Annotated in this window: 16 protein-coding genes; 2 read left to right on the top strand and 14 right to left on the bottom strand. The window is 53.8% G+C overall.

Features of this window, described 5'->3' with window-relative positions:
* Window positions 1-126 precede the first annotated feature (126 nt).
* The 13 genes from V2P20_RS11610 to V2P20_RS11550 all read right to left on the bottom strand — a co-directional run bounded on the left by V2P20_RS11610 (window position 127) and on the right by V2P20_RS11550 (window position 12,712).
* Entirely contained in the window at window positions 127-1,872 is a 1,746-nt protein-coding gene (locus V2P20_RS11610; protein ID WP_331818465.1) for a pilus assembly protein TadG-related protein, read from the bottom strand.
* A 34-nt stretch (window positions 1,873-1,906) separates the two neighbouring features.
* On the bottom strand, window positions 1,907-2,218 hold the full coding sequence (locus V2P20_RS11605; RefSeq protein WP_331818463.1) for a DUF3613 domain-containing protein: 312 nt from the start codon (window positions 2,216-2,218) through the stop codon (window positions 1,907-1,909).
* 47 nt (window positions 2,219-2,265) lie between these two features.
* On the bottom strand, window positions 2,266-3,006 hold the full coding sequence (locus V2P20_RS11600; protein WP_331818461.1) for a hypothetical protein: 741 nt from the start codon (window positions 3,004-3,006) through the stop codon (window positions 2,266-2,268).
* Window positions 2,999-3,931: a type II secretion system F family protein gene (locus tag V2P20_RS11595; protein WP_331818459.1), complete on the bottom strand. Its 933-nt coding sequence runs from the start codon at window positions 3,929-3,931 to the stop codon at window positions 2,999-3,001. Before V2P20_RS11595 ends, V2P20_RS11600 begins: the two co-directional genes overlap by 8 nt.
* Before the next feature lie 11 nt (window positions 3,932-3,942).
* Window positions 3,943-4,845, bottom strand: coding sequence for a type II secretion system F family protein (locus tag V2P20_RS11590; RefSeq protein ID WP_331818458.1), 903 nt, complete (start codon window positions 4,843-4,845; stop codon window positions 3,943-3,945).
* The gene (locus V2P20_RS11585; protein WP_331818457.1) at window positions 4,838-6,121 is read right to left on the bottom strand and encodes a CpaF family protein; all 1,284 of its coding nucleotides are present in this window, start codon (window positions 6,119-6,121) and stop codon (window positions 4,838-4,840) included. Before V2P20_RS11585 ends, V2P20_RS11590 begins: the two co-directional genes overlap by 8 nt.
* A gap of 4 nt (window positions 6,122-6,125) precedes the next feature.
* Window positions 6,126-7,349, bottom strand: a complete 1,224-nt coding sequence (locus V2P20_RS11580; protein WP_331818456.1) for a hypothetical protein — start codon at window positions 7,347-7,349, stop codon at window positions 6,126-6,128.
* A gap of 4 nt (window positions 7,350-7,353) precedes the next feature.
* Window positions 7,354-8,709 carry a type II and III secretion system protein family protein gene (locus tag V2P20_RS11575; RefSeq protein ID WP_331818455.1) on the bottom strand — a complete coding sequence of 452 codons (1,356 nt, stop codon included), beginning with the start codon at window positions 8,707-8,709 and terminating at the stop codon, window positions 7,354-7,356.
* 49 nt (window positions 8,710-8,758) lie between these two features.
* Window positions 8,759-9,742 carry a Flp pilus assembly protein CpaB gene (gene cpaB, locus V2P20_RS11570; RefSeq protein WP_331818454.1) on the bottom strand — a complete coding sequence of 328 codons (984 nt, stop codon included), beginning with the start codon at window positions 9,740-9,742 and terminating at the stop codon, window positions 8,759-8,761.
* Window positions 9,743-10,100: 358 nt separating this feature from the next.
* Window positions 10,101-10,547: a TadE family protein gene (locus tag V2P20_RS11565; RefSeq protein ID WP_331818452.1), complete on the bottom strand. Its 447-nt coding sequence runs from the start codon at window positions 10,545-10,547 to the stop codon at window positions 10,101-10,103.
* Between the two features lie 95 nt (window positions 10,548-10,642).
* A complete protein-coding gene (locus V2P20_RS11560) occupies window positions 10,643-11,149 on the bottom strand; it encodes a prepilin peptidase (protein WP_331818450.1) in 507 nt (168 codons plus the stop codon).
* A gap of 56 nt (window positions 11,150-11,205) precedes the next feature.
* The gene (locus V2P20_RS11555; RefSeq protein ID WP_331818448.1) at window positions 11,206-11,427 is read right to left on the bottom strand and encodes a Flp family type IVb pilin; all 222 of its coding nucleotides are present in this window, start codon (window positions 11,425-11,427) and stop codon (window positions 11,206-11,208) included.
* 391 nt (window positions 11,428-11,818) lie between these two features.
* Complete coding sequence (locus V2P20_RS11550; RefSeq protein WP_331818446.1) at window positions 11,819-12,712, bottom strand: hypothetical protein; 894 nt, start codon at window positions 12,710-12,712, stop codon at window positions 11,819-11,821.
* Between the two features lie 630 nt (window positions 12,713-13,342).
* Between V2P20_RS11550 and V2P20_RS11545 the strand changes: the two genes are divergently transcribed.
* On the top strand, window positions 13,343-14,134 hold the full coding sequence (locus V2P20_RS11545) for a hypothetical protein (RefSeq protein WP_331818444.1): 792 nt from the start codon (window positions 13,343-13,345) through the stop codon (window positions 14,132-14,134).
* Window positions 14,135-14,669: 535 nt separating this feature from the next.
* Window positions 14,670-15,020 carry a hypothetical protein gene (locus V2P20_RS11540; protein WP_331818442.1) on the top strand — a complete coding sequence of 117 codons (351 nt, stop codon included), beginning with the start codon at window positions 14,670-14,672 and terminating at the stop codon, window positions 15,018-15,020.
* A gap of 293 nt (window positions 15,021-15,313) precedes the next feature.
* Here V2P20_RS11540 and V2P20_RS11535 read toward each other — a convergent pair whose 3' ends face one another.
* Window positions 15,314-18,394 (bottom strand): transglycosylase domain-containing protein, encoded by a 3,081-nt coding sequence (locus tag V2P20_RS11535; protein WP_331818440.1) that lies wholly within the window; start codon window positions 18,392-18,394, stop codon window positions 15,314-15,316.
* Window positions 18,395-19,309: the final 915 nt, after the last annotated feature.

Here is a 19,309-nt window from a genome sequence, read left to right as displayed (position 1 = left end):
CGTACTCTAAGCAGGCCGGGGGTTGTACCCCCCGGCCTTAACGTTTCTGCAATGCCTGAGCTAAGTAGCCGTACTTGATCATCGCCAAACATTCGAACGGGGCAACATGCCCCGTCCGGCTGCGGCTCAAATTAGCAACTGCGGACGACCATCTTCAACATTCAAGACACTGATGTCCGCACCGGCCACGCTGAGCCCCAAGGCCTTCAGAAGTCCGGACAATAATGGGTCCAGCGCCCGCAGAACAGGCTTCAGCAAGTCGGCTACCAGATTTAGCAATCCATATTTATCCGAGCGCCCAAGCCCGAGCAAATCCAATACAGGATTCAAAATGGAGCCTAGTAAAGTATCGTCAGTGATTTCGAGGGATAAGTCGTTAGCTAGGCCGTCGAGGAGAGTACTCACAGCCGTGCCGAGTTTATTATTATCCGTCGGCAGAGTACCGGGAATGGTATCGAAGGTCAGCGTCCCCACGTTCTCGGCAGACTGCCCTGCCCCCAAACCGGCACTGGCTTCAATGACTAACACTTTAGGCAGATTCACTACCAGACTGGGTTCAATCTTCGGGTTGCGCTTGCTGATATCGTCGAACCGCCCCACAATGATACGGGCCGCCTGGACCACATGCCCTACCACGGCTGTGCGGTCGGTACCGTCACAGTCAAAGCTCTCGAAGCCGGCGCGGGCATCGGCCCCGGTAATCGCCAGATCGAGATTAACAAGCCCTGTGCCTATCGATCCCAAGTTAAGCCCCCCCAGCAGAGTGAGGCTCAGTTGTGTATTGACCTGCGCTGTATGCGCACGGGTAATCCACTCGCCATCGGCATCGCGACCTGCAGGCCCAATAGCGATTTGTGGCGGCTCTATGATATAGGTCTTGAGGGTAGTGCTGGCAACGCCGGGTATACTGAGGGGCAACGTCGCCTGCACCAAATGGTTTTTATTGGCCACTTCTGCAGCCAAACCGACGAGGTCCAGAACATTGATTTGTGCGTTCAGAGCCGCCGGCGGGGCAGGCAATTCAAGTTGCAATAGCTCTCCCAGGTCCACCATCAAGTTGCCATCCACCCGAGCAGCGATGGTTTCTAGCAAATCAATCGCAACAGTAGGCTGCTCCTTTTGATTGGAGAGGGCTTTAACCATTAGAATCACGAAGTCTTTCATACTGACATCCAGATCTAATAACTTATCCACGGTTCCAACCTCTCCCTGGGCATTAATGAGCTCAAGCAAAGTAACGTTGGCAGTGGCCAATCCTTCGTAGGAAACTATTCTGGTATTTGCGGATATCCCCAACAGCCCGTTAAGTAGCGGGTCGAGCATCGATTTATTAGTATCAAGCAGGGCCAAATAAGACCCTACAGACAATGCGCCCATCGGCGGTGCTTCCGCCACGGCGGTAGCTTGCAGATTAACCGTATTACCCAACCATCCTCCGGCGACCAAACTAGCCGGCACTTTGGTATTGCCGGCAGTAACTCGAACTGCCTTGGGGAAATCTTCATCTTTGGGAGGAGTATCAAATACCCGGATACCCTTATCTGTTAGCACATCCCCCAGCGCCACATCGAGAATATCGCCCGTATGATTGTTGAGCTCAGCATTGTTTTTAACCGCTTTGTCTATGTCACTGCCGCAAGTCCCCAAGGCACGCGCACCATCCAACGCCGCCATATCAGCGATTTTCTGCAGCCGCCGCTGCTCCAGCATGAGCCGCCCAGTATCCACGGCCAGCGCCGTAAAAAGCACCGAGAGGAGCAATACCGATGCTCCCAGAATGCCTATCGCGCCCCGCTGGCGGGCGAGCGATTTTGTGGCCGGGCGACGGTGCCTTTGCCGCCCATGCTTCAAAGTATTGATTTCAGCCGACATGCCCCCCCCTTGGCCAGTATGTTGTCGCCCGCCGTTAATTCATTGAACCGCCACCGCCACCGCCGCTGCCGCTGCCGCCGCCGCTGCCGCCGTAACCGTTTTGGTCATTTTTATAGGACTCCGGAATCGGGTGCGTGAAGCTTTCAACGTAGCGTTGGTATATCGCATCGGCCACCGGCCCTGAAACGGTCTGAGGGATTTTCGAGGCCGCCGCGCCGCTGCTTTGCAATTCCAGCCAGCGCCGCGTTTCCTCGCCGACGGAACGGTCCAGGGAATCCGCCGCTGCGATGTTGGCGCCGGATAGCAGGATCAGCGGCAACACCGCTGTAATCGATTTATGAAACATACTTGCTCCTATGGGTTAAGCTGAATCTGGTCAATACGGTCAGCCGGCTAAGGCGATGAAGTAAGCACTGCCTGCTTGCCTGAATTTCCGGGCGAAGCCTTGATCTTCTCGGCCTGCTCGCGAAGCTGCGCCACGGTTGCCGCATCTATGTTCATTTGTGCGGCAAAGGCCTGCATTTCCTGCTCTTTCCCCGTTGCCAGCAACAACAGCACCATGTTGGTCGCTGCCAGCGAGTTGCCGCCGTCCAGTTCCAGGGCTGTCAGAAATTCGTTGCGCGCCGGGTCGAACTGCCCGTCAAGCAATAGTGCATAGCCCAGGTCATTGCGCACGCTCACGTCGACCGGCAATTCGGCTTCGGCTTTCTGCAGATAGCTTACCGCCTCGGAAACTTTGCTATCCCGGCCGGCGATCAGCCCGAGCCCGTGATAACCCTTCCCGGCCATGCAGCCGCCGAGCAGATCCCGGTACAATGCGACCGCCTGCTCTGTCCGGTTCGTCCGGCGCAGTATTTCCGCGCGCAGATAAATGGACTGCAGCGAATTCGAGCGGGTGTCCTCCAGATGGGCCAATGCCGCAAACAGCTTGCCGCTGTCCATGAGCTTGCGTATCAGATCCAGCTTGACGTTCTGATCGGGATCGGCGTCCGCTTCGCAGGCCGATACGTTTTTAGGGGGGGCATCGGTTTTATCCGATGGCGTAAGATCCATTTGCGCCGCCAGCTGGCTGCAACCCATCAAAAGGGCTCCAGCCAAACCCAGCCAGGCGCTGTTCACTAAAAATCTAACCATAAACACTCATCAATCCCTTCCCAAGGGCAAGAAACCCCGGGCCGGCAAGAAAAATCAACAGGGCGGGAAACAGGAAAATCATCATTACGACCGACATTTTACCGGACAGCTGATTGACATATTCGCGCAGGGCCGACTGCTGGCGCTCTTCCATCAACTGGGCGAATTTCACCAGGGATTCGCGGATATTGCCGCCGTAGCGGGTCACCTGCCTAAGAATGGCCACAGTGTCGGTCAACTCGGCAACGTCCAAGGGCTCGGCCATTTCGTGCAAAGCGTCGGCGCGGTCATGTCCGGCATCGATGCGCTGCAAGGCCCCGGCGATTTCTTCCGAGAGATTCGGCATCAGCACGTCTCCTTCCTCATACATCACCCGCAAGGCATGTTCAGTTGAAAGTCCCGCATCGAACAGCATGCGCAGCAAATAAATCGCCGCCGGCATTTCCCGTGACAAGGCATTGCGGCGCGCTTTCGCCCGGTAACGCAAAACATAGCGGGGCGATAAAAAGCCCAGGGCGAATGCAATAAAAACCAATGCCAGCTTTTGCGCGCCAGTCATGTCAACGGCATTGACGGCATAGGCGACGGCGCCCACCACGGCAACCAGCGGAACCAGCCACGAAGCCAGCGCAAAAAAAGCGCGCTTCCGGGCGGCGTACCACCCGGCTTGTTTCAACAACCGCGTCATTTCTTCCTGATCTGAGCCCTGCAACACTTTTCCCATGCCGCTGCCGCCCATACGCTCGATAGCCGAAAGTATCCAGCTTTCATCCGCGCCGCTGGACCTCACGCCGGTTTTAAGAAGATCGTTGAACCGTCGCTGCGATGTATTAATTACGCTATCCGATCGAAACGATGCCCAGAACAGCAGGCCCCCAGCCAGGACAAGCAGCAGCGCCATCGCAAAATACAACCATAATGTCATGACAACGCCTCCTAAATGCTTTTGATCATGCGCCAGAGCGTGAATGCCCCGGCTATCTGCAAGGCCACGGCGACCATGAGCAGGGTGCGTCCGGAAGGATCATTCCACATGGTCTCCAGATAACTCGGGTTCATGGCCATGATATAAGCCGCCATGCCCGGAGGCAGCAGCCCGAGCACCCAGGCCGTGACCCGGGTCTCTCCGGTCATCGCGCGCAGTTCCCGGCGCGCCGCCTCGCGTTCATGGATCATTTTGACCACGTTCTGCAGCAAATCCCGGACACTGCTGCCGTAAGTCCGGTTTATCCTTATCGCCAGCGCCAGCAGGTACAACTCGTTGATCCGATAAAGATCGGCGGTTTCCTGAATCACAGTCCCCAGATCGGCGCCCAATTCGTTGGCGCGCAGCACCCGCTCGATGATTTCCTTGAGAGGCGCGGGCGTTTCCTCGGCGGCCAGCTTCAAGGCGCCCTCCATGCTGCGGCCGGTGCCGAGGCCGCGCAGCACCTGGTCGAGAAACAAGGGAAGCTGGACAAGAATCAGGGCTATGCGGCTGTTCGCCTTATGCGAAAGCCACAGATAAACAATGACAACGCCAACAACCGGCATCGACAGCCCGAATGCGGGGCCTTTCCACAGCCCTCCGCAGACGGCAAGCAGAATCAGGCACAGAAGGCCTGCAAACAACTGCCGGCCGCTCACGTCGATGCCCGCCCGCCAGAACAGGCGCTCGATCATGGGCAGTTTGTTCTGCTTCCGATGCAACAGGGGTTGAGTCTCGAGCCCGGACGATTCGGCCATGCGCCGCCCGACTTTTTCGACGAACGCTTCCCGCTGGCTTTGCAGGTAAATAAACAAGGCCAGGGCCAACAGCGCGACAGCCACGGCATAGATCAAAATTTCTTTGCTAACCAAAGGACGCCCCTCCCTCGCCCATGAAGCCTCCTTCGGCTTCGAATTTCTGGCCGGACGGGCGTGTATTGCCGGCCACAAAGCATTTATGCACCTTGTCGTAGCCAAATAGCTCGTTCAGCATGAACTGGCCGTCGCGAATCCCGACCACCTCGACAATGGAGATAATGCGGCGTGTGCCGTCGGAAAACCGGGCGATCTGGACAACAATATCGATGGCGCTGCCGATCATTTGCCGCAGTACGTCTATCCCGCCCTGAAAACTCGCCAGAGCCGACAGCATCTCCAATCGAACCAAAGCATCGCGGGCGCTGTTGGCGTGCACCGTGCTCATCGAGCCGTCATGTCCGGTATTCATCGCCTGCAAGACGTCCAGGACCTCTTCGCCGCGAACCTCGCCCAGAATGATGCGGTCCGGCCGCATCCGCAAGGCGTTGCGCACCAGATCGCGCGCTCTGACCTCGCCTTCGCCCTCCACATTGGGCGGACGCGTTTCAAGGCGCACCACATGGCTATGGCCAAGCTGTAGCTCGGCGGCATCCTCGATGGTCACGATCCGCTCCCGCGCATCGATGGACCGGCTCAGAATGTTCAGCAGCGTCGTTTTGCCCGAGCCCGTTCCCCCGCTGATCAGGATATTGCAGCGGCACATCACGGCTTTCCTGAAAAATTCCAGCATGGCTTCAGTGGCCGTGCCGTAAACCAGCAGATCCGATTCGCGCAGCGGGTCCTTGCGGAATTTGCGCACCGACAGACAAGGGCCGTCGATAGCGAGCGGGGGAATAATGGCGTTGACCCGGCTGCCGTCGGGCAAACGCGCGTCCACCATGGGGCTGGATTCGTCCAGCCGGCGTCCGAGAGGCGCGATAATCCGGCGAATCACGCGCAATACGTGATCGTCATCGATAAATCTCAGATCGGCTTGCTGCACTCTGCCGCCGCGTTCGATAAAGATATGCTTGGCGCCGTTCACCATGATGTCGCTGATCTGATCGTCGGCCAGCAGGGACTGAAGCGGGCCGTATCCGGTGAGTTCGTTGACCATCTCCTCGCTCAGGTCGTCAAGGTCGTAGCTGGTCACCGCGAGCTGCCGCTGGCTGGCGTAGCGCGATACATGGTCATGCACGTAACGCTGAATCTGTTCAGACGTCCATTCGTTCAGCGGGATGTTATCCTCCTCGATACGGTCGATCAGATAGCGGTGCAGCAGGTACTTGAGGTCCTGGTAGCTTTCCGTGTGCTTGAGGCTGTAGTCGTACTGAGGAAATTTCAATCCCATCGCCTTACTCCACCTTGCCGCCGAACCAGGAGCCGATGGATTTGAACAGGCCTTTCTTCATGCTGGAACCCTGATCGGCAGAGGAGCTGTTGGTCATGATTCTTTTCGCCAGTTTCCGGACCGCCAGCGTGTAGGGATCGCGAGGGGCGCAGTGAAACAGGCTTTCTCCGGAATTCATCATGCTCAGACGGGCCATGCCGGAAGGCGGCAATGTAGCCTGAAGCGCCAGGCCGAAGCCCCGCGAAAGGCTGTCGGCGTCGGGCGGCAGCTGCGGAAGATAGCGGTCGATGACCAGTTCCACATGCTCCATCGCGATTTTATGTTCGATCATTTTGCGCACCAACTGCATGTTCTGCTTGCAGCTGGGAACGCTTTGCTCGATGACCACCAGCGTATTGTCGGCATTGCTCAGCAGTAAATACAGGAAATCCGACTGCGGAACGCCGCCCAGATTAATGACGATTCGGGCAAAATAGCGCCGCAACATGCCCAGCAGCACGTAAATGTCGGCCGAGGTAATCTCGCCCATCCCCCCCTGGTCCTCCGGCAATGCCAGCAGGCTGAGCCCGCTTTCATGCTTGGCGAAGGCGCTGTCTATGAGCATGGAATCCAGGCGGCGCAAGCTCCTTACCGCATCGATGAAGCTGTAAGGGGAACTGAGCCCGAGATAGGTCAAGGTATCGCTGGCCGGATTACCCAGATCGAGCAGCAGCGTATTGCGCTCCTTATTCTCGCCTTGCATCGCCAGTGCGAGATGGAGAGCCAGCATGGGCGTATCGGAGCCGGGCCGGGCACTGACCAGCGCCGTGATTTTACCCAGCGATGTCGCAGGATTATTGGGCGCCGGCGTACGGTTCTGCAGGCGCTGAACCAGATTGATGACTTCACCGGGACGGCTGCCGGTAAGGATAAAATCGCGCGCCCCGGCCCGCATGGCAAAAAGCAGCATCTCGTTATCGACCTGGTCAGCCATGGCGATCACGGACAGCAGCGGCTTGACGGCAACCAGCCCCTCTATCAGGGCCGCGTCCTGCCGCAGCGTCAGCGGCGTCAGTGCCACGAACACGACCTGGGCCCCGGTCAGGTCAAGTATTTGGCGTACACGCTCAAGCGATGGCAGATCGGCGACGACCACCTCGCCTTCATCCCTGAACACCGCATTCAGCCAGCGCATATGCTCCTGATTGTCCGTGACGGCAATGAAACTGTGTTTGCGTGTAATGCTCATATTACTATTTCGAAAATCCTGATGGGGTAGACGTTTTAGTCCGAAAATCCCCCGTTTCCTTGAAGAAGGTATGGAAGAAACTCGGGTCGTACTGCCGGAAACGCTCGCCCGGCATCGGCGGCAAAGGCGCGCCCTTGGCCAATGGCTGAACCAGGTGCGGCGTCACTACCATGATCAGTTCCTTGTTGCGGCGTTCGAAATGCGTGGATCTGAAGAAGGCGCCGATAAACGGAATATCGCCGATCCACGGAAACTTATCCACGCTGTCCAGCGTGTCCTGACTCACCAGTCCGCTGATGACGAAACTCTCGCCGTCGCCCAGGGCGATACTGGTATCGGTACGGCGGACGCGCAGAGCCGGCACGGTAGTACCGCCGCTCTCAGTGCCGGCAGTGAAATCCAGTTCGCTGACTTCGGGGGCGACTTTCAGGGCGATCCGGTTCTGGTCCAGCACGGTCGGCGTCAACGACACGCGCACGCCGAACTCCTTGTATTTGATGGTAATGGCGCCAGTTGCCGCCCCGCCTTGCGGTACGGGAATCGGATACTCGCCGCCGGCCAGGAAACTGGCGCTTTGTCCGCTCATGGCGACCAGTGAGGGTTCCGCCAGCGTATAAGCGAAACCGTTGTTCTCAAGAACGGAGATTACGCCGAGTATGCCTTCACTGGCGTTGCCATACACGAAATTGAAAGCCTGGGCATGAGGAAAGAAGCCGCTGCTGAGCAGCGAAAATGCGCCTTGCCCTGCGGATTCAATACCAGTCAGATTATTCGGAGACGAAACAGCCAGTGTCGTATTGGCGGTATTCTTTCCGAGGAATAGCCCGGCATTCTGTAATCGTGTTCTATTGACCTCGACAATTTTGATGTCGATCTGTACCTGTGAATTGAATCCCAGCTTGCTGGTATCCACGACATTGTTTTCGCTCTTTTCGTCCATGGCCTGACGAGCCTGATCATGGGCTTCCAGCGAATCGCTTTCGCCTGAAAGCTCAAGTTTGTCCCCGGCCTCCGAAACCTGGAAATTGTCATTTTCCAGGCTTTCGACGGCATGCTGTTTCAGGTTTTCCGAGGCCGTGACCAGCAACTCCACATAAAAGTCGGGCTGTCCTGTGTCGGAGCCCCGCCACAGCATCAGGCTGGTAGAGCCGGGCTTTTTGGGCGTAATCAGTATCTGCCGCGCATCGATCACCGAGACATCGGCGATTTCCGGGTTGCCGACGGCGACGCGTTTGATGTTACTGCCGTATCGGTAGCTGAGTTGTTTGCCCATCTCGATGCTGACGGTATCGTCATAGGCATGCGCGGAAAAGGCTGCTGCAAGCAGAGCCCAAAGAAGAAGCGCTTTGAAATAATTCATGTTGCTGATTGTCAAACTGGTTGTTGTAATTATTGGTTGACGGCGCACCTTAGTGCCCCAGAGTCAGGGTTTCTGTCGCTCCGCCCCGGTGTATGATGACCCGGGGACCCTCTTTAACTTTGTCGCCTTGGGCATCTGGCTGGACAGCTCCGCTGCCGGTCAGCTCTTTCAAGACGATGAAGTGCTTGTCCTTTTTACCGTTCTCCGTCCCGGACGGAGAAAAAGCTGCCGGCACAAGGCCCTCTTCGATGATTTCCGGAGCGCTCTCCTCCCGCTCGGCCCCATGGAGCGCGAGCCTGATCCTGCCGCTGGACTCCGCAAGCATAAGCGTCGAGGTATCGGATTCGGCAATAGCCAGCACGGCGGTTTTGCTTTTCTTCCCGTCAGGCTCCTCTTCCTTTTTCTTGCGTTTACCCGTTGCCTCATTAACGGTGCTGGTTTTGGCCTTTTCCAGCAAGTCCGATTGGTCATCGGCAGCAGCCGTTTGCTCTTCCGGCGAGTCCAGCATATTGCCGAAAGCCAGTACGCGCACTTTCGACAAAACCACCTGGGCCGAACTGTTCTTGCCGGTTTCCTGGTCAGCCTCTAAAAAGAGCAGCACATCCACCTGGTCGCCGGGCTCGATGAAACCGCCGGCACCGACCACTTCATCGACTTTAACGGCGACTGCCCGCTCGCCGGGATGGAGACTGGACGCCAACTGGCTGTAAGAGGGGAAATGGCTGGACAGCACCATTTCTCCTTTGGAAATGTCGGTTCTGGGCTTGCGGCCGATGACAAGGTCGCCGGCAGGATAGGAACGTACCGGACGGGTAGGAACCAGCGCGGTTGTCAGATCCTCTTGTGTGATAACCTGCCCTGACTGGATATCCCGCGCGGCAAACACCACAGACTCCCCTTTCGGTTCCGCCACTTCGACGCGCACCGGTTCCGGCTTGGGCGGCTGATTGCTCGCCTTGTAACCGATATAACCGATGATGATGGCGCCCACAGCGAGTATTACTGCGAATACGCGCAAAACTGAACTACTCATTACCCCCCCTTGCTCCAGAGTAATTTATTGCAAGCAACTGCTTGGTTATTAGTAAGTAAAAATACTTAGCAATTATAGTTGTGCAGGACTTTTTTGTCTTTAAAGCCATTTTTTTCGGACAAAATAAACCCGCTACGCATCTTGTTTCACTGATATTACGCCGCTGTAGGATCGCATTCATTCGACCCGAGACAGAGACCAGGCAGTGCGAATACCCGCAAGGGGCACAAGTGAATTCGCACCTACACGGCATCGCATTAAAACGGAAACAGAATACGGATCGGTTCGTGCATAACATCAGTTATTTCATAATGCGCCGATCGTGGATCAAAACAGATTTGGCTCAACCGGAGCGATCTCAATCAAGCTGCACGACAGCACTCGCTTTGAGATCATTGGGCAATTTGGGAACATCACCTATACCGGGAAATTTCAAAATTGGTATCAGCGGATTTTTCGTATAGTCAGGGAACTTTACAGTCACTGTCAGCATGCGGGTTGCTTCGTCGAAATCCGCCTTCACGCCGTCCTCGCTTCCCAGCACGGCCTCATGAGCAGCTTTAGGCAACCAATCGTCCAGCAACTCGGCTACGACAGTCTTCGCCCTGTTTTCCGCTGCGGTTTCATAACCTTCGGCAGCAGGATCAACCGCCACCGCTGCCCTAGCCCCCGCCGACGCGGCATGCTGAAACGCCTGCATCATAAGAATCGGCATCGAATAACTGACAATGGCATAAAACAGCGTGAAAAAGATGACGAACAAAAGCGCGGCCTCTATGGCTGCCGCACCGCGCTGTTTGCGCAAACTACACGATAAGCGGCGGCGAGTGCCGGCTCGGGGTTGACTAACTTTTGGATTCATAACGCCACATTACTTACAGAAAAACAGACTGGTTCTTATCAATCAAACTGAAACGGCAGGACCGATATCCGGGCGGCCAGAAGAACCAGCGCGACGACAAAGCCGATGGCAAGCCCCAGGCCGAAAGGCAGCATCCTGCCCTTTGGCTTCGGTATCGCTGGCACATCAATTCCAATACGAGCTAGTTGCAGTACCAATAGTGGCTCCCACCGGTAAGCTATCGTCCAGACAATCGCCGTGCCGCCTACAAGAAGCCCGGCGACGGCATACGCAACCAGCATCGCTTCCATGCCGCCCAGCAATCCCATGGCGGCCAGCAGTTTGGCGTCCCCTGCCCCCAGCCGTCTCAATACCCAGGCAGGCACCGTTAAAACCAGCGCCAGCGCCCAAGCGGCGAAACACGAGGATGGGGAGGCGCCCAGCCAGCCCTGACCAGTGACCGCAAGCATCGCCAGCGCTCCTCCGTGAGCGCCCAACGTCAGGATATTGGGGATACGGCGAACCGCCAAGTCATAACCGCCGCAGGTGACAGCCCAGCATCCCATGATCCAATACTGAATGAGCACTGCCGTTAAAGTATGTTCTGCGTACGTTCTTTTATCTACTTGTTGGCTGTAGTCAATGCACTTTCAATCTTTCCAAAAATACCTGAGACTGCAGTATTGATTTTTGGTACGAAAAGAATCAAAGCAACCGCCACCATCGCAGCAACCAGCGCATATTCGATACCACTCGCCCCTTCTTCATCCTTCAAAAACGCCGACAACCATTTTTTCATTTTTTCTACTTTCATTCTGTTACCTTTTACTTCGTTATTTTTCATCTTGTTTTTCTCCCTTGCGACAACCGCACAGCTCCCGATAGTGCGTCGTTTATTGCCTGAGAATAAGACCGTTATTTCAGGCGGGGTAAGTCACCGACAATCCGCCACTGGAATATCGATGAATATTCAATAACTGAACAAGCTCAGCCTGTGCTAATTTTAGACTAAATTACAAGTTTTGCTCAAAAAATCAGCATGTACTAATTTAAATGTGCATAACTTGATCAGGGCGGGATCAGTGGATTTTTTGTGGAACCGTCACAGGGGCAGGATTTGCGTATATGTGGAGGCGGCTTCGCCTACCAACAGTAGGCGAAGTCGCCTCCACAAATTCAGCGGGCAGGCTGGGTTGGTAAACCCAGCCTGCCTTTCTCTGATTTGAATGAAAAATCTATTTATTAAACAGCCCTTTAACCCATGGCCAGCCATGCTGTAGCCATTTGTCTCTCAGGAAGGCGAATCCGCGCTTGATGGTGCAGTACGCTTTGTTCATGCCGCTTTCTTCGCCTTTGCAGATCAGATTTCCCAGCCATTCCTGCACCTTCATGCCGGGGCCCTCGACAAACACGGGCCTGAACAGCCACATTTCCAGAATGGAAGTCACCCACATAAACGCGAACGAAACCCCCATGCCGGTACCGGCCAGAATGACGAGCCAGGCAAACCACGGATGAAGCTTAGTCAGCCACCAGGACATAATGTCAGCCAGCAGGAATACATAAGGCATACCGATGGCAATGGATTTATAAGGCACGGGCGTAGTTTCGGAAAAGGCGAAGATCAGCCCGACAAACATAAAAATAAAGCTGATGCCGAACAGATGGATATGGGAAACCCGCGTCAACGAAGCAAAGGTCTCGCCCTCATCCTGCGCCGTCAAGGCTTTCAGTTGCTCAAAATCGGAGAAGTCAGGGATGCCTGAGGCGTCTTTGTTGTGGCACAGGACGCAACGCGTCTCAATAATCTTTGCGACGCCAGACGGCTCATAGTCATTGATCTGCGCGCCATCCCGGACCCATTGTATGATCTGGAAGCGTTCCGGCTCCGGCGCCATCTCTTTCATGGAACCGTTCAGTTTCGTCTCTACCACCGTGCCTGAGCGGTTGCCGTAATAACTGTAGACGATATCGTCGATGGACAGGCCGAATTTACCGTCAGCCATGCCGTGCGTAAACAGAATCTGAATCAGCGCAACAACATAACCTATGCCCACGGTGCATAGATAGCCGGTAAATAAAACTTTAACAGGTATCTCGTGATCTTTTAAAGGCGTGTATTTAATCATTTCAGTCCCTTACAGGTTAGTTTGAAAAAGACATGGACTCAGCCCGAAGCTAATGAATACCGGGGATTGACCAGTCTCATGAGTCCAATTTATTAGTCGCTTGTCACCTTGTGCCGAATTTGATGCTGCCAATATTTCAAAACTCCCTGTTTGATAAATGGACCTGCTTAATCGTTCCGTATAATTAGCCGTCACTCAAGCGTATACCCAACAGTATGGCACAAACGGGCTTTTTTCTTAAATAGCTGATGTTACGACGGGCACCTTTCCCCGTTTGCCGCGCCGGATATCGGAGCTTTTAATCGCGGTAGGCTGGGGTGCTAAACCCGGCATTTCGGCCGCCCATGCCGGGTTTCCGCTAAAGCTCCAACCCAGCCTACACAGGCTGTTAAATGAAAGTAACTCGCCTTCGGGCGATGAACCCGATCAAATAAAAACGTCGCGCTAGCGGCACTTTAGGCAAGCCGATCTGTATTCAACTTACTGCGTACCATCAGCTAAATAATCAACGCGGCTCCCGACAATGCTCGGTTAATTTATTCATAAGATTTCTGATATACAGTCATCGAATTTGATTAATGTAACAGCATTATTGCCGTTAATGCCAAAGCCAAGGAATCCAACGTTAAGATGACATCCAACTCCATATCGCTGAATCCGGTCCTTATTGGCCGCACACTGGGAATACTGGCTTTTCTTCTGGTTGCCGCCAGCCTCGCAGGGCAATTGATATCTTATATCACTGGGGATGACCGGCTTTATGGGTTTGTCTCGCTCTTTAACGTCGACGCCGAGCATAATATTCCGACCTTTTTTACAGTGTTTTTGCTGCTCTCCGCAGCACTGCTTCTTTCGGTCATCACTCTTCTGGAAAGAAACCGTACGGCTTCTCGCGTTTCGCATTGGCTGATCCTTTCATGCGGATTCTTGCTCATGGCGGTAGATGAACTGGTTTCCATTCATGAGAGGCTGATAAAACCGATACGCAACCTGCTGGGGAATGGCAATCTTGGCGTCTTTTATTTCGCCTGGGTCATCCTTGGCATTGCGCTGATATTCTTCCTTGCCTGGTTTTTTCTGAAATTCTGGCTGCGTCTTCCTGCAAAAACGAGGCTCACTTTCTTTATGGCTGCGGTCATTTATATCGGGGGCAGTATCGGCTTCGAAATGATCGGGGGCCGCTACGCTGAAGTGCACGGGTTGGAGGATTTGACCTACAAAATGATTGCAACGGTTGAGGAGAGCCTCGAAATGGCGGGCATCATCCTCTTCATCCGGGGACTGTTGGCATATATTGCAGAAAGCCACAGAGAAGTGCGATTCCGGTTTGACGGATCTTGTGAGGAAGTCACGCTAGCCTCCCCTGAAGCGTGTCAAACTAAAGCCGGCCAAATTGGTCTTTCAGAGACCGGCAATCTTTAAAGCATTTTTTGAAAACCGTTTGCTAAGGATTCGGCTAAAAGTCTACGTGGGAGCTATGCCTACATCGCTCGGCCAGTCGCGATGTAGGCATAGCTCCCACCCACGAATTGAAAACAAGGCTATCATTCAAAGCCAAATCCAAAAGGGCTTTTAAACACACGGCAGCTTATGTTTCTTGTTAGCACATATCAGGTATTTATACGTATTGTGTATTTGGTTCGTGATTGGTAGCTTTGCCTGAAGCTAATTTACTGATGTTACGCACAAATCGATCTCTGTGCTGTCTTAGTGTTGCTGCGATGCCGTGTAGGGGCGAATTTACTTGTGCTCTTTGCGGGTATTTGCACTACCTATATATTTCATATTTCGGTTGTCCCGTGTCGAATGAATTCGACCCTACATCTGCGTAATATCAATAACTTAGGCTAAATTCAAAGTCATTAACGATTAATCGGCATCATGCAGGCCGAGAGATTTTGCTTTCCAGGCATTTTTACCGACACCATCCGATAAATCACAACAAAGACTTTATCCTATGAATACGATCAAAAACACAGCTTTAACTTTATTACTGGCTTCCTCTTTATACTCAACCAGCCTGACCGCTTACGCAGAGGAAGCCGCCGAAAGTTCAGTTTACAGCCCGAATGAAGCCATCATGCATATTGAAGCGGCTAAGGTCGAAATCAGTAAAAACGATTTCGTGCCGCCCAGCCAACATTTAAAAGAAGCGCGTGCGGCTTCCGAGAAAGTCACGGGCAAACCGGACATCGTCAAAAAGGCGCATGCCTGCATCATTCAGGCGCAAATCAAAGTAAAACAGGGCGATATAAAAGGCGCGACAGAAGAATTGGACAAGGTTTTAAAGTTGTATAAGTCGCTCTAGCTTGGCTATTTCATAAAGCCACACAGGACTTACGCAATTTGCCTGTTCAACTGTCGAAACAAGCGGTTTTAAAACCAGTGTGGGGGCGACTTCGCCTACCAACAATAGGCGCTCTAGGCGAAGTCGCCCCCACAGACTGTGGCATGGTCATGTCTCACTGATAACTTCATGAATCCGTTGAAATATTTCAAGCCTTAGCATTGAAAATGCCTTCGTGTACTTCGTGGTTCAGACAGATGCGCGGCATATAAGCCGAACTGCCTGAAATCCTCCACATTCGCTTGAAAGGCTTTTTAAGGCTGTTTTGGAGCAGCCGTTATATTGTTCTTGTCTGTCATCGCCATTCTAGGCACGGGCATGGAGCCCGGATTATTTGATGATCGGTTCACCAAAGGCGAAAGCGTCGGTGCCAGAAACTTCACTATCTGCACCGGCAGTGAACTGGTAAAGTGATACTGTTCGGCATTGGGTCCGGCCACATAAGCAGTGATAACGCCAAAGAACCGGTCACCCATAAAAAACGCAAATACGGCGGCACGGCTGATGAATTTCGATTCAATCAGATGTCCTCTCTCGCCCCATACCTCGCGGCGATGATCGCCGGTGCCGGTTTTACCGCCTACAGCCAGAGGTTTGCCTTCCAAATCAGTGTAAACGCCTCTGAGACGCGAGGCGGTCCCCCCCTCCACAACGCCAATCAGCGCGCCGCGAGCCACTCTTGCAACTTCAGGCGGCATGACACGCTCGCCTTTACCGGGCGATCTGTTCAGCAGCGTCTCGAACGGCGTTGCCTCTGCATAGTGCAGGCTCTCAAATCGAATCAGCGGCTGCCTGATGCCGTCATTCTGCAAGATGCCCATCAGCTCCGCGAGGGCGGCGGGCCTGTCGCCGGAAGCGCCGATAGAGGTGGCGTAAGAAGGCGTCAATGCCTGAAACGGATAACCGAGACGCACCCAGGCGCGATGGATTTCCTTAAACGCCTCGGCCTCCAGCAGCGTCATGATGCGCCGTTGCTGAGCATGTTTTCTTTTGCTCTTGAGCAGCCACCGGTAAACAGCCTGCCGTTGTTCGACACTGGCTGCCAGAACCTCTTCGCGCGTAGCATTCGGGTGCTTGGCCAGATAACCGGCCAGCCAAAGTTCGAGGGGATGGATCTTGGTGATATAGCCCTGATCCTGCAGGTCGAATCGTGATGTTGAAAATTTCTTGTGCAGTTCGCCGATATCTTCCTTGGCCAGAACGGACGCCGGCAGATTGGCCTTCAGATAAGCATTGAGATCATATTCGTCATGATCCGGATAAACAGCCTGATACAACATGGTCAGCCGCGAAGCTTTAGCCTTAACCCGCTGGGTGAGCAGGGCCAGGGCTTCATCGGCGCTTTTGCCCTGGTATTTGGCATAAAAACGCCGCAGATAAACCAGCCCTTCGCGATCGGCAAAACGCTCCAGATAGGCTTGCCGGCGCGGGTCCTCTTCATTCTCAAGCCAGCGGGCGACACCTTCCGGCCTGTAAAGATGATGATAGACCACATCGCGCATCAGGCGAATGAAGACCAGATTCACGGAATCGCGCAAGGCGTCGCGCACCGACATGATTTTGGCGTTTTCCTCGCGCGTGAAATTCTCGAAATGATGGATACCGCCGCCCGTGAAAAAGTTTTCGAAAGGGCTGGCGGAATAGCGCCGGTCCAGCGCCAGGTTCAGCAATTCTTCCAGCCCTAGTTGAGGCCGCAAGCGAAGCTGTTCGATAACCCATGCCGACAGATAATCGCGCGGATGCAACTCGATCTTTTCCAGTTCCTGGACTGGGCGATCTTTATACTGATGGTACAGGCCGCTGATAAGCTGCAGATAATGCACCATCGTCCGCAGCTTGGCGGTCGAACCGAGATCCAGGCGAATGCCTTCATTAATATCGAGAGGCTGATCAAAATTATCGGTCTGGACACGCAACAGATTGCCTCTCTCACTGCGTTCAAACAGCATCAGGCTATAGATGACGGGAGACAGATCCTGATTATCGCCCAACATCCTGAAGCCGACCGCACCGGCGGCCCGGGCCGTTTCCGAGTCGCTCAGCCGGTGCAAGGCATTCGCGACGGCTTGTTGCGTCTGATAATCGATAGTGGTGGTGGCGGTTAAATCCTGCCGATCAAGTTCGTAGATGGATTTCACGCCCGTCGCCTTGGCCAGACGCGTCCTCAGGACGGTCTGGGTCTTTTTTTCGGCCATGAATTTGGCAAGAGGCGAATTCGAACCGCCAGGGCGGGCAATTGATACCTTCAATGCGGCATCGCGCAACGCCGGCGAAATAACGCCCTGGCTCTCCATCACCCGCAAGTATCGATCGGTCAGTGATTGAAGCGCCTGAAAACCCGACCCCAAAAGATAAGAAGGCCGTCTTTGGGACAATAGAATGCTGAGGACCTGCCTGTAGGCTTGCGCCTGTTGTTGACTGATGTGTTCGGAATTGATCGCGCCTGGGCTGAGCAGCTTGTTGACTTCGTTAAAGTCTGCGCCGAACCATGCCGACAGGCCATCGCCCAAACCGTGGACCTCCCCCAGCCTCGGCGTCGCTGCAAGCGGCATGGAGTTCAGGTAAGTCAGGGCAATTTCGCGCCGCATTGCGCGTGTATCAGGCCCTAAAAGATAGGCCCGTATCGATGCGCTGCCCATCTGGCGGAATTTTTCAACCAGGGAAGACGTGTAGCCGTCGGGCGAGTGGCGGTACTTTTCCAATTGCGTGGCCAGCGTACTGCCGCCCGGCACATTGATGTCGGCGCCCAGTTTTTTCGCCATCAATTGCAGGCCGGCAAATCCCAGCCGGTCCCATTCAACGGCGGGATTTATGGTGGTATTGGTTTCGTCCAGCAATTCCCGGTTCTCTATAAAAAGCAGCGTGTTCAGGATCAGCGGAGGAATGGATTCGAAAGTCGGGTAACCGTAAGTGGGATAAACCGCGCTAAACAAGACCTGATTGGCCTGATCGACGATGCGAAGCCCGGCCTGGGTTTTTTCGTGATAAATCGGGAATAAACCGTAATCGACCAGTTGCGTCAGCATCGGAGACGAAGCGGCCTGGGCGGAAATGCTGAAGCCTTCTTTTTCAACGCGCTGAATCACATCCGGCAGCATCGCATAGCCTAGCCGCAAATCGTAAGGACCATGGTCGGGATAACGAATCGATGAACTGCGGCCGGGCTCTAGCTTGAAGCTGAGCTGTTTGCTGATTTCGGAGAGATATTGGGCCTGATATTTGGAAGTTTTGACCTCGTCCCTGATAACTTTTGTTAAAACAATACCGATTCCAACCAAGCCGGCCAGAATTATCAATCCCAATGAACTATGAATTATCCGTTTATTCGTTTGCATTCCTGATCATTTCCTTCAAAACAAAATAAACGCGCGCGCTTCGCTGCGGGCGTAAGAAAGAAACGAAACCGGCACACTATTTCACACTCGATGTTGTTATCAAAAATCATTTTATAGGTGTTAATTCAATTTCACTTATAACGCGCAAGTTTCCTAATGAAGAATATACTATTAATTTTCAAGTGTTAATAAGTGATGCTACGGAGTTTTAAATTTCTATAGCCCGGCCCTAAATTATAAATGCGGACTATTGCATTGTTTATAATAAAGTATAGCGTCTTCTTGTCTGTTTTCCTGAATAAACCAGCGGCCTTTGGTCAGGCAACACTTTTGAGCCGATCTGACCGCACTTCTGACGCCAAACAACTGACAAGATATACCCGCTCTGCTTCAATTGCATAAGCGTAACAGATTTGGATGGGATAGGTAATATGGAAAAATAATTTGTTTGCCTTCGACACCATCAAACGATTGACCGAAAAAGATATCAAATGACTGATGTTACGCCGTTGTGGGGTCGAATTCATTCGACCGAGGATAACCGAGATATCGTAGCGGGGCGGGGCTTGTAGCCCCGCCCTAACGTTTCTACGATACTCGCTAAGCGACTGCAGTTAATCATCGCCGAACATTCCGAACGGGACAACATGTCCCGTCCAGCTATGGATGACTGATGCTACGCCGTTGTAGGGTCGAATTCACTTGTGCCCTTTGGATATTCGACCTGGGGCAAACGCCCATGGCGCCCTATGCAGTGCGAATACCCGCAAGGGGCACAAGTAAATTCGCACCTACACGGCAGATCCAAATGCGCCTGGCGCGCCTGCCGTTGGATTCGCCCCAGGCAAAACTAAAGCAACGCAGAGATCGATCGTGCGAAACATCAGTCAAATGATCATCGAGAAATGCAGCATT

This window comes from Methylobacter sp. Wu1, from assembly GCF_036553575.1.
Classification (GTDB): Bacteria; Pseudomonadota; Gammaproteobacteria; order Methylococcales; family Methylomonadaceae; genus Methylobacter.
The sequence above is the reverse complement of the archived record's forward strand: the minus strand, read 5'-3'. Positions and strand labels throughout refer to the sequence as shown.

What these genes read in the sequence shown, in the direction of transcription:
- V2P20_RS11580 (WP_331818456.1), bottom strand. Translation starts at nt 7,349, where the DNA reads ATGAGCATTACACGCAAACACAGTTTCATTGCCGTCACGGACAATCAG.
- V2P20_RS11540 (WP_331818442.1), top strand. Translation starts at nt 14,670, where the DNA reads ATGAATACGATCAAAAACACAGCTTTAACTTTATTACTGGCTTCCTCT.
- V2P20_RS11605 (WP_331818463.1), bottom strand. Translation starts at nt 2,218, where the DNA reads ATGTTTCATAAATCGATTACAGCGGTGTTGCCGCTGATCCTGCTATCC.
- V2P20_RS11600 (WP_331818461.1), bottom strand. Translation starts at nt 3,006, where the DNA reads ATGGTTAGATTTTTAGTGAACAGCGCCTGGCTGGGTTTGGCTGGAGCC.
- V2P20_RS11545 (WP_331818444.1), top strand. Translation starts at nt 13,343, where the DNA reads ATGACATCCAACTCCATATCGCTGAATCCGGTCCTTATTGGCCGCACA.
- cpaB (WP_331818454.1), bottom strand. Translation starts at nt 9,742, where the DNA reads ATGAGTAGTTCAGTTTTGCGCGTATTCGCAGTAATACTCGCTGTGGGC.
- V2P20_RS11555 (WP_331818448.1), bottom strand. Translation starts at nt 11,427, where the DNA reads ATGAAAAATAACGAAGTAAAAGGTAACAGAATGAAAGTAGAAAAAATG.
- V2P20_RS11595 (WP_331818459.1), bottom strand. Translation starts at nt 3,931, where the DNA reads ATGACATTATGGTTGTATTTTGCGATGGCGCTGCTGCTTGTCCTGGCT.
- V2P20_RS11610 (WP_331818465.1), bottom strand. Translation starts at nt 1,872, where the DNA reads ATGTCGGCTGAAATCAATACTTTGAAGCATGGGCGGCAAAGGCACCGT.
- V2P20_RS11535 (WP_331818440.1), bottom strand. Translation starts at nt 18,394, where the DNA reads ATGCAAACGAATAAACGGATAATTCATAGTTCATTGGGATTGATAATT.
- V2P20_RS11550 (WP_331818446.1), bottom strand. Translation starts at nt 12,712, where the DNA reads ATGATTAAATACACGCCTTTAAAAGATCACGAGATACCTGTTAAAGTT.
- V2P20_RS11585 (WP_331818457.1), bottom strand. Translation starts at nt 6,121, where the DNA reads ATGGGATTGAAATTTCCTCAGTACGACTACAGCCTCAAGCACACGGAA.
- V2P20_RS11560 (WP_331818450.1), bottom strand. Translation starts at nt 11,149, where the DNA reads ATGGGATGCTGGGCTGTCACCTGCGGCGGTTATGACTTGGCGGTTCGC.
- V2P20_RS11575 (WP_331818455.1), bottom strand. Translation starts at nt 8,709, where the DNA reads ATGAATTATTTCAAAGCGCTTCTTCTTTGGGCTCTGCTTGCAGCAGCC.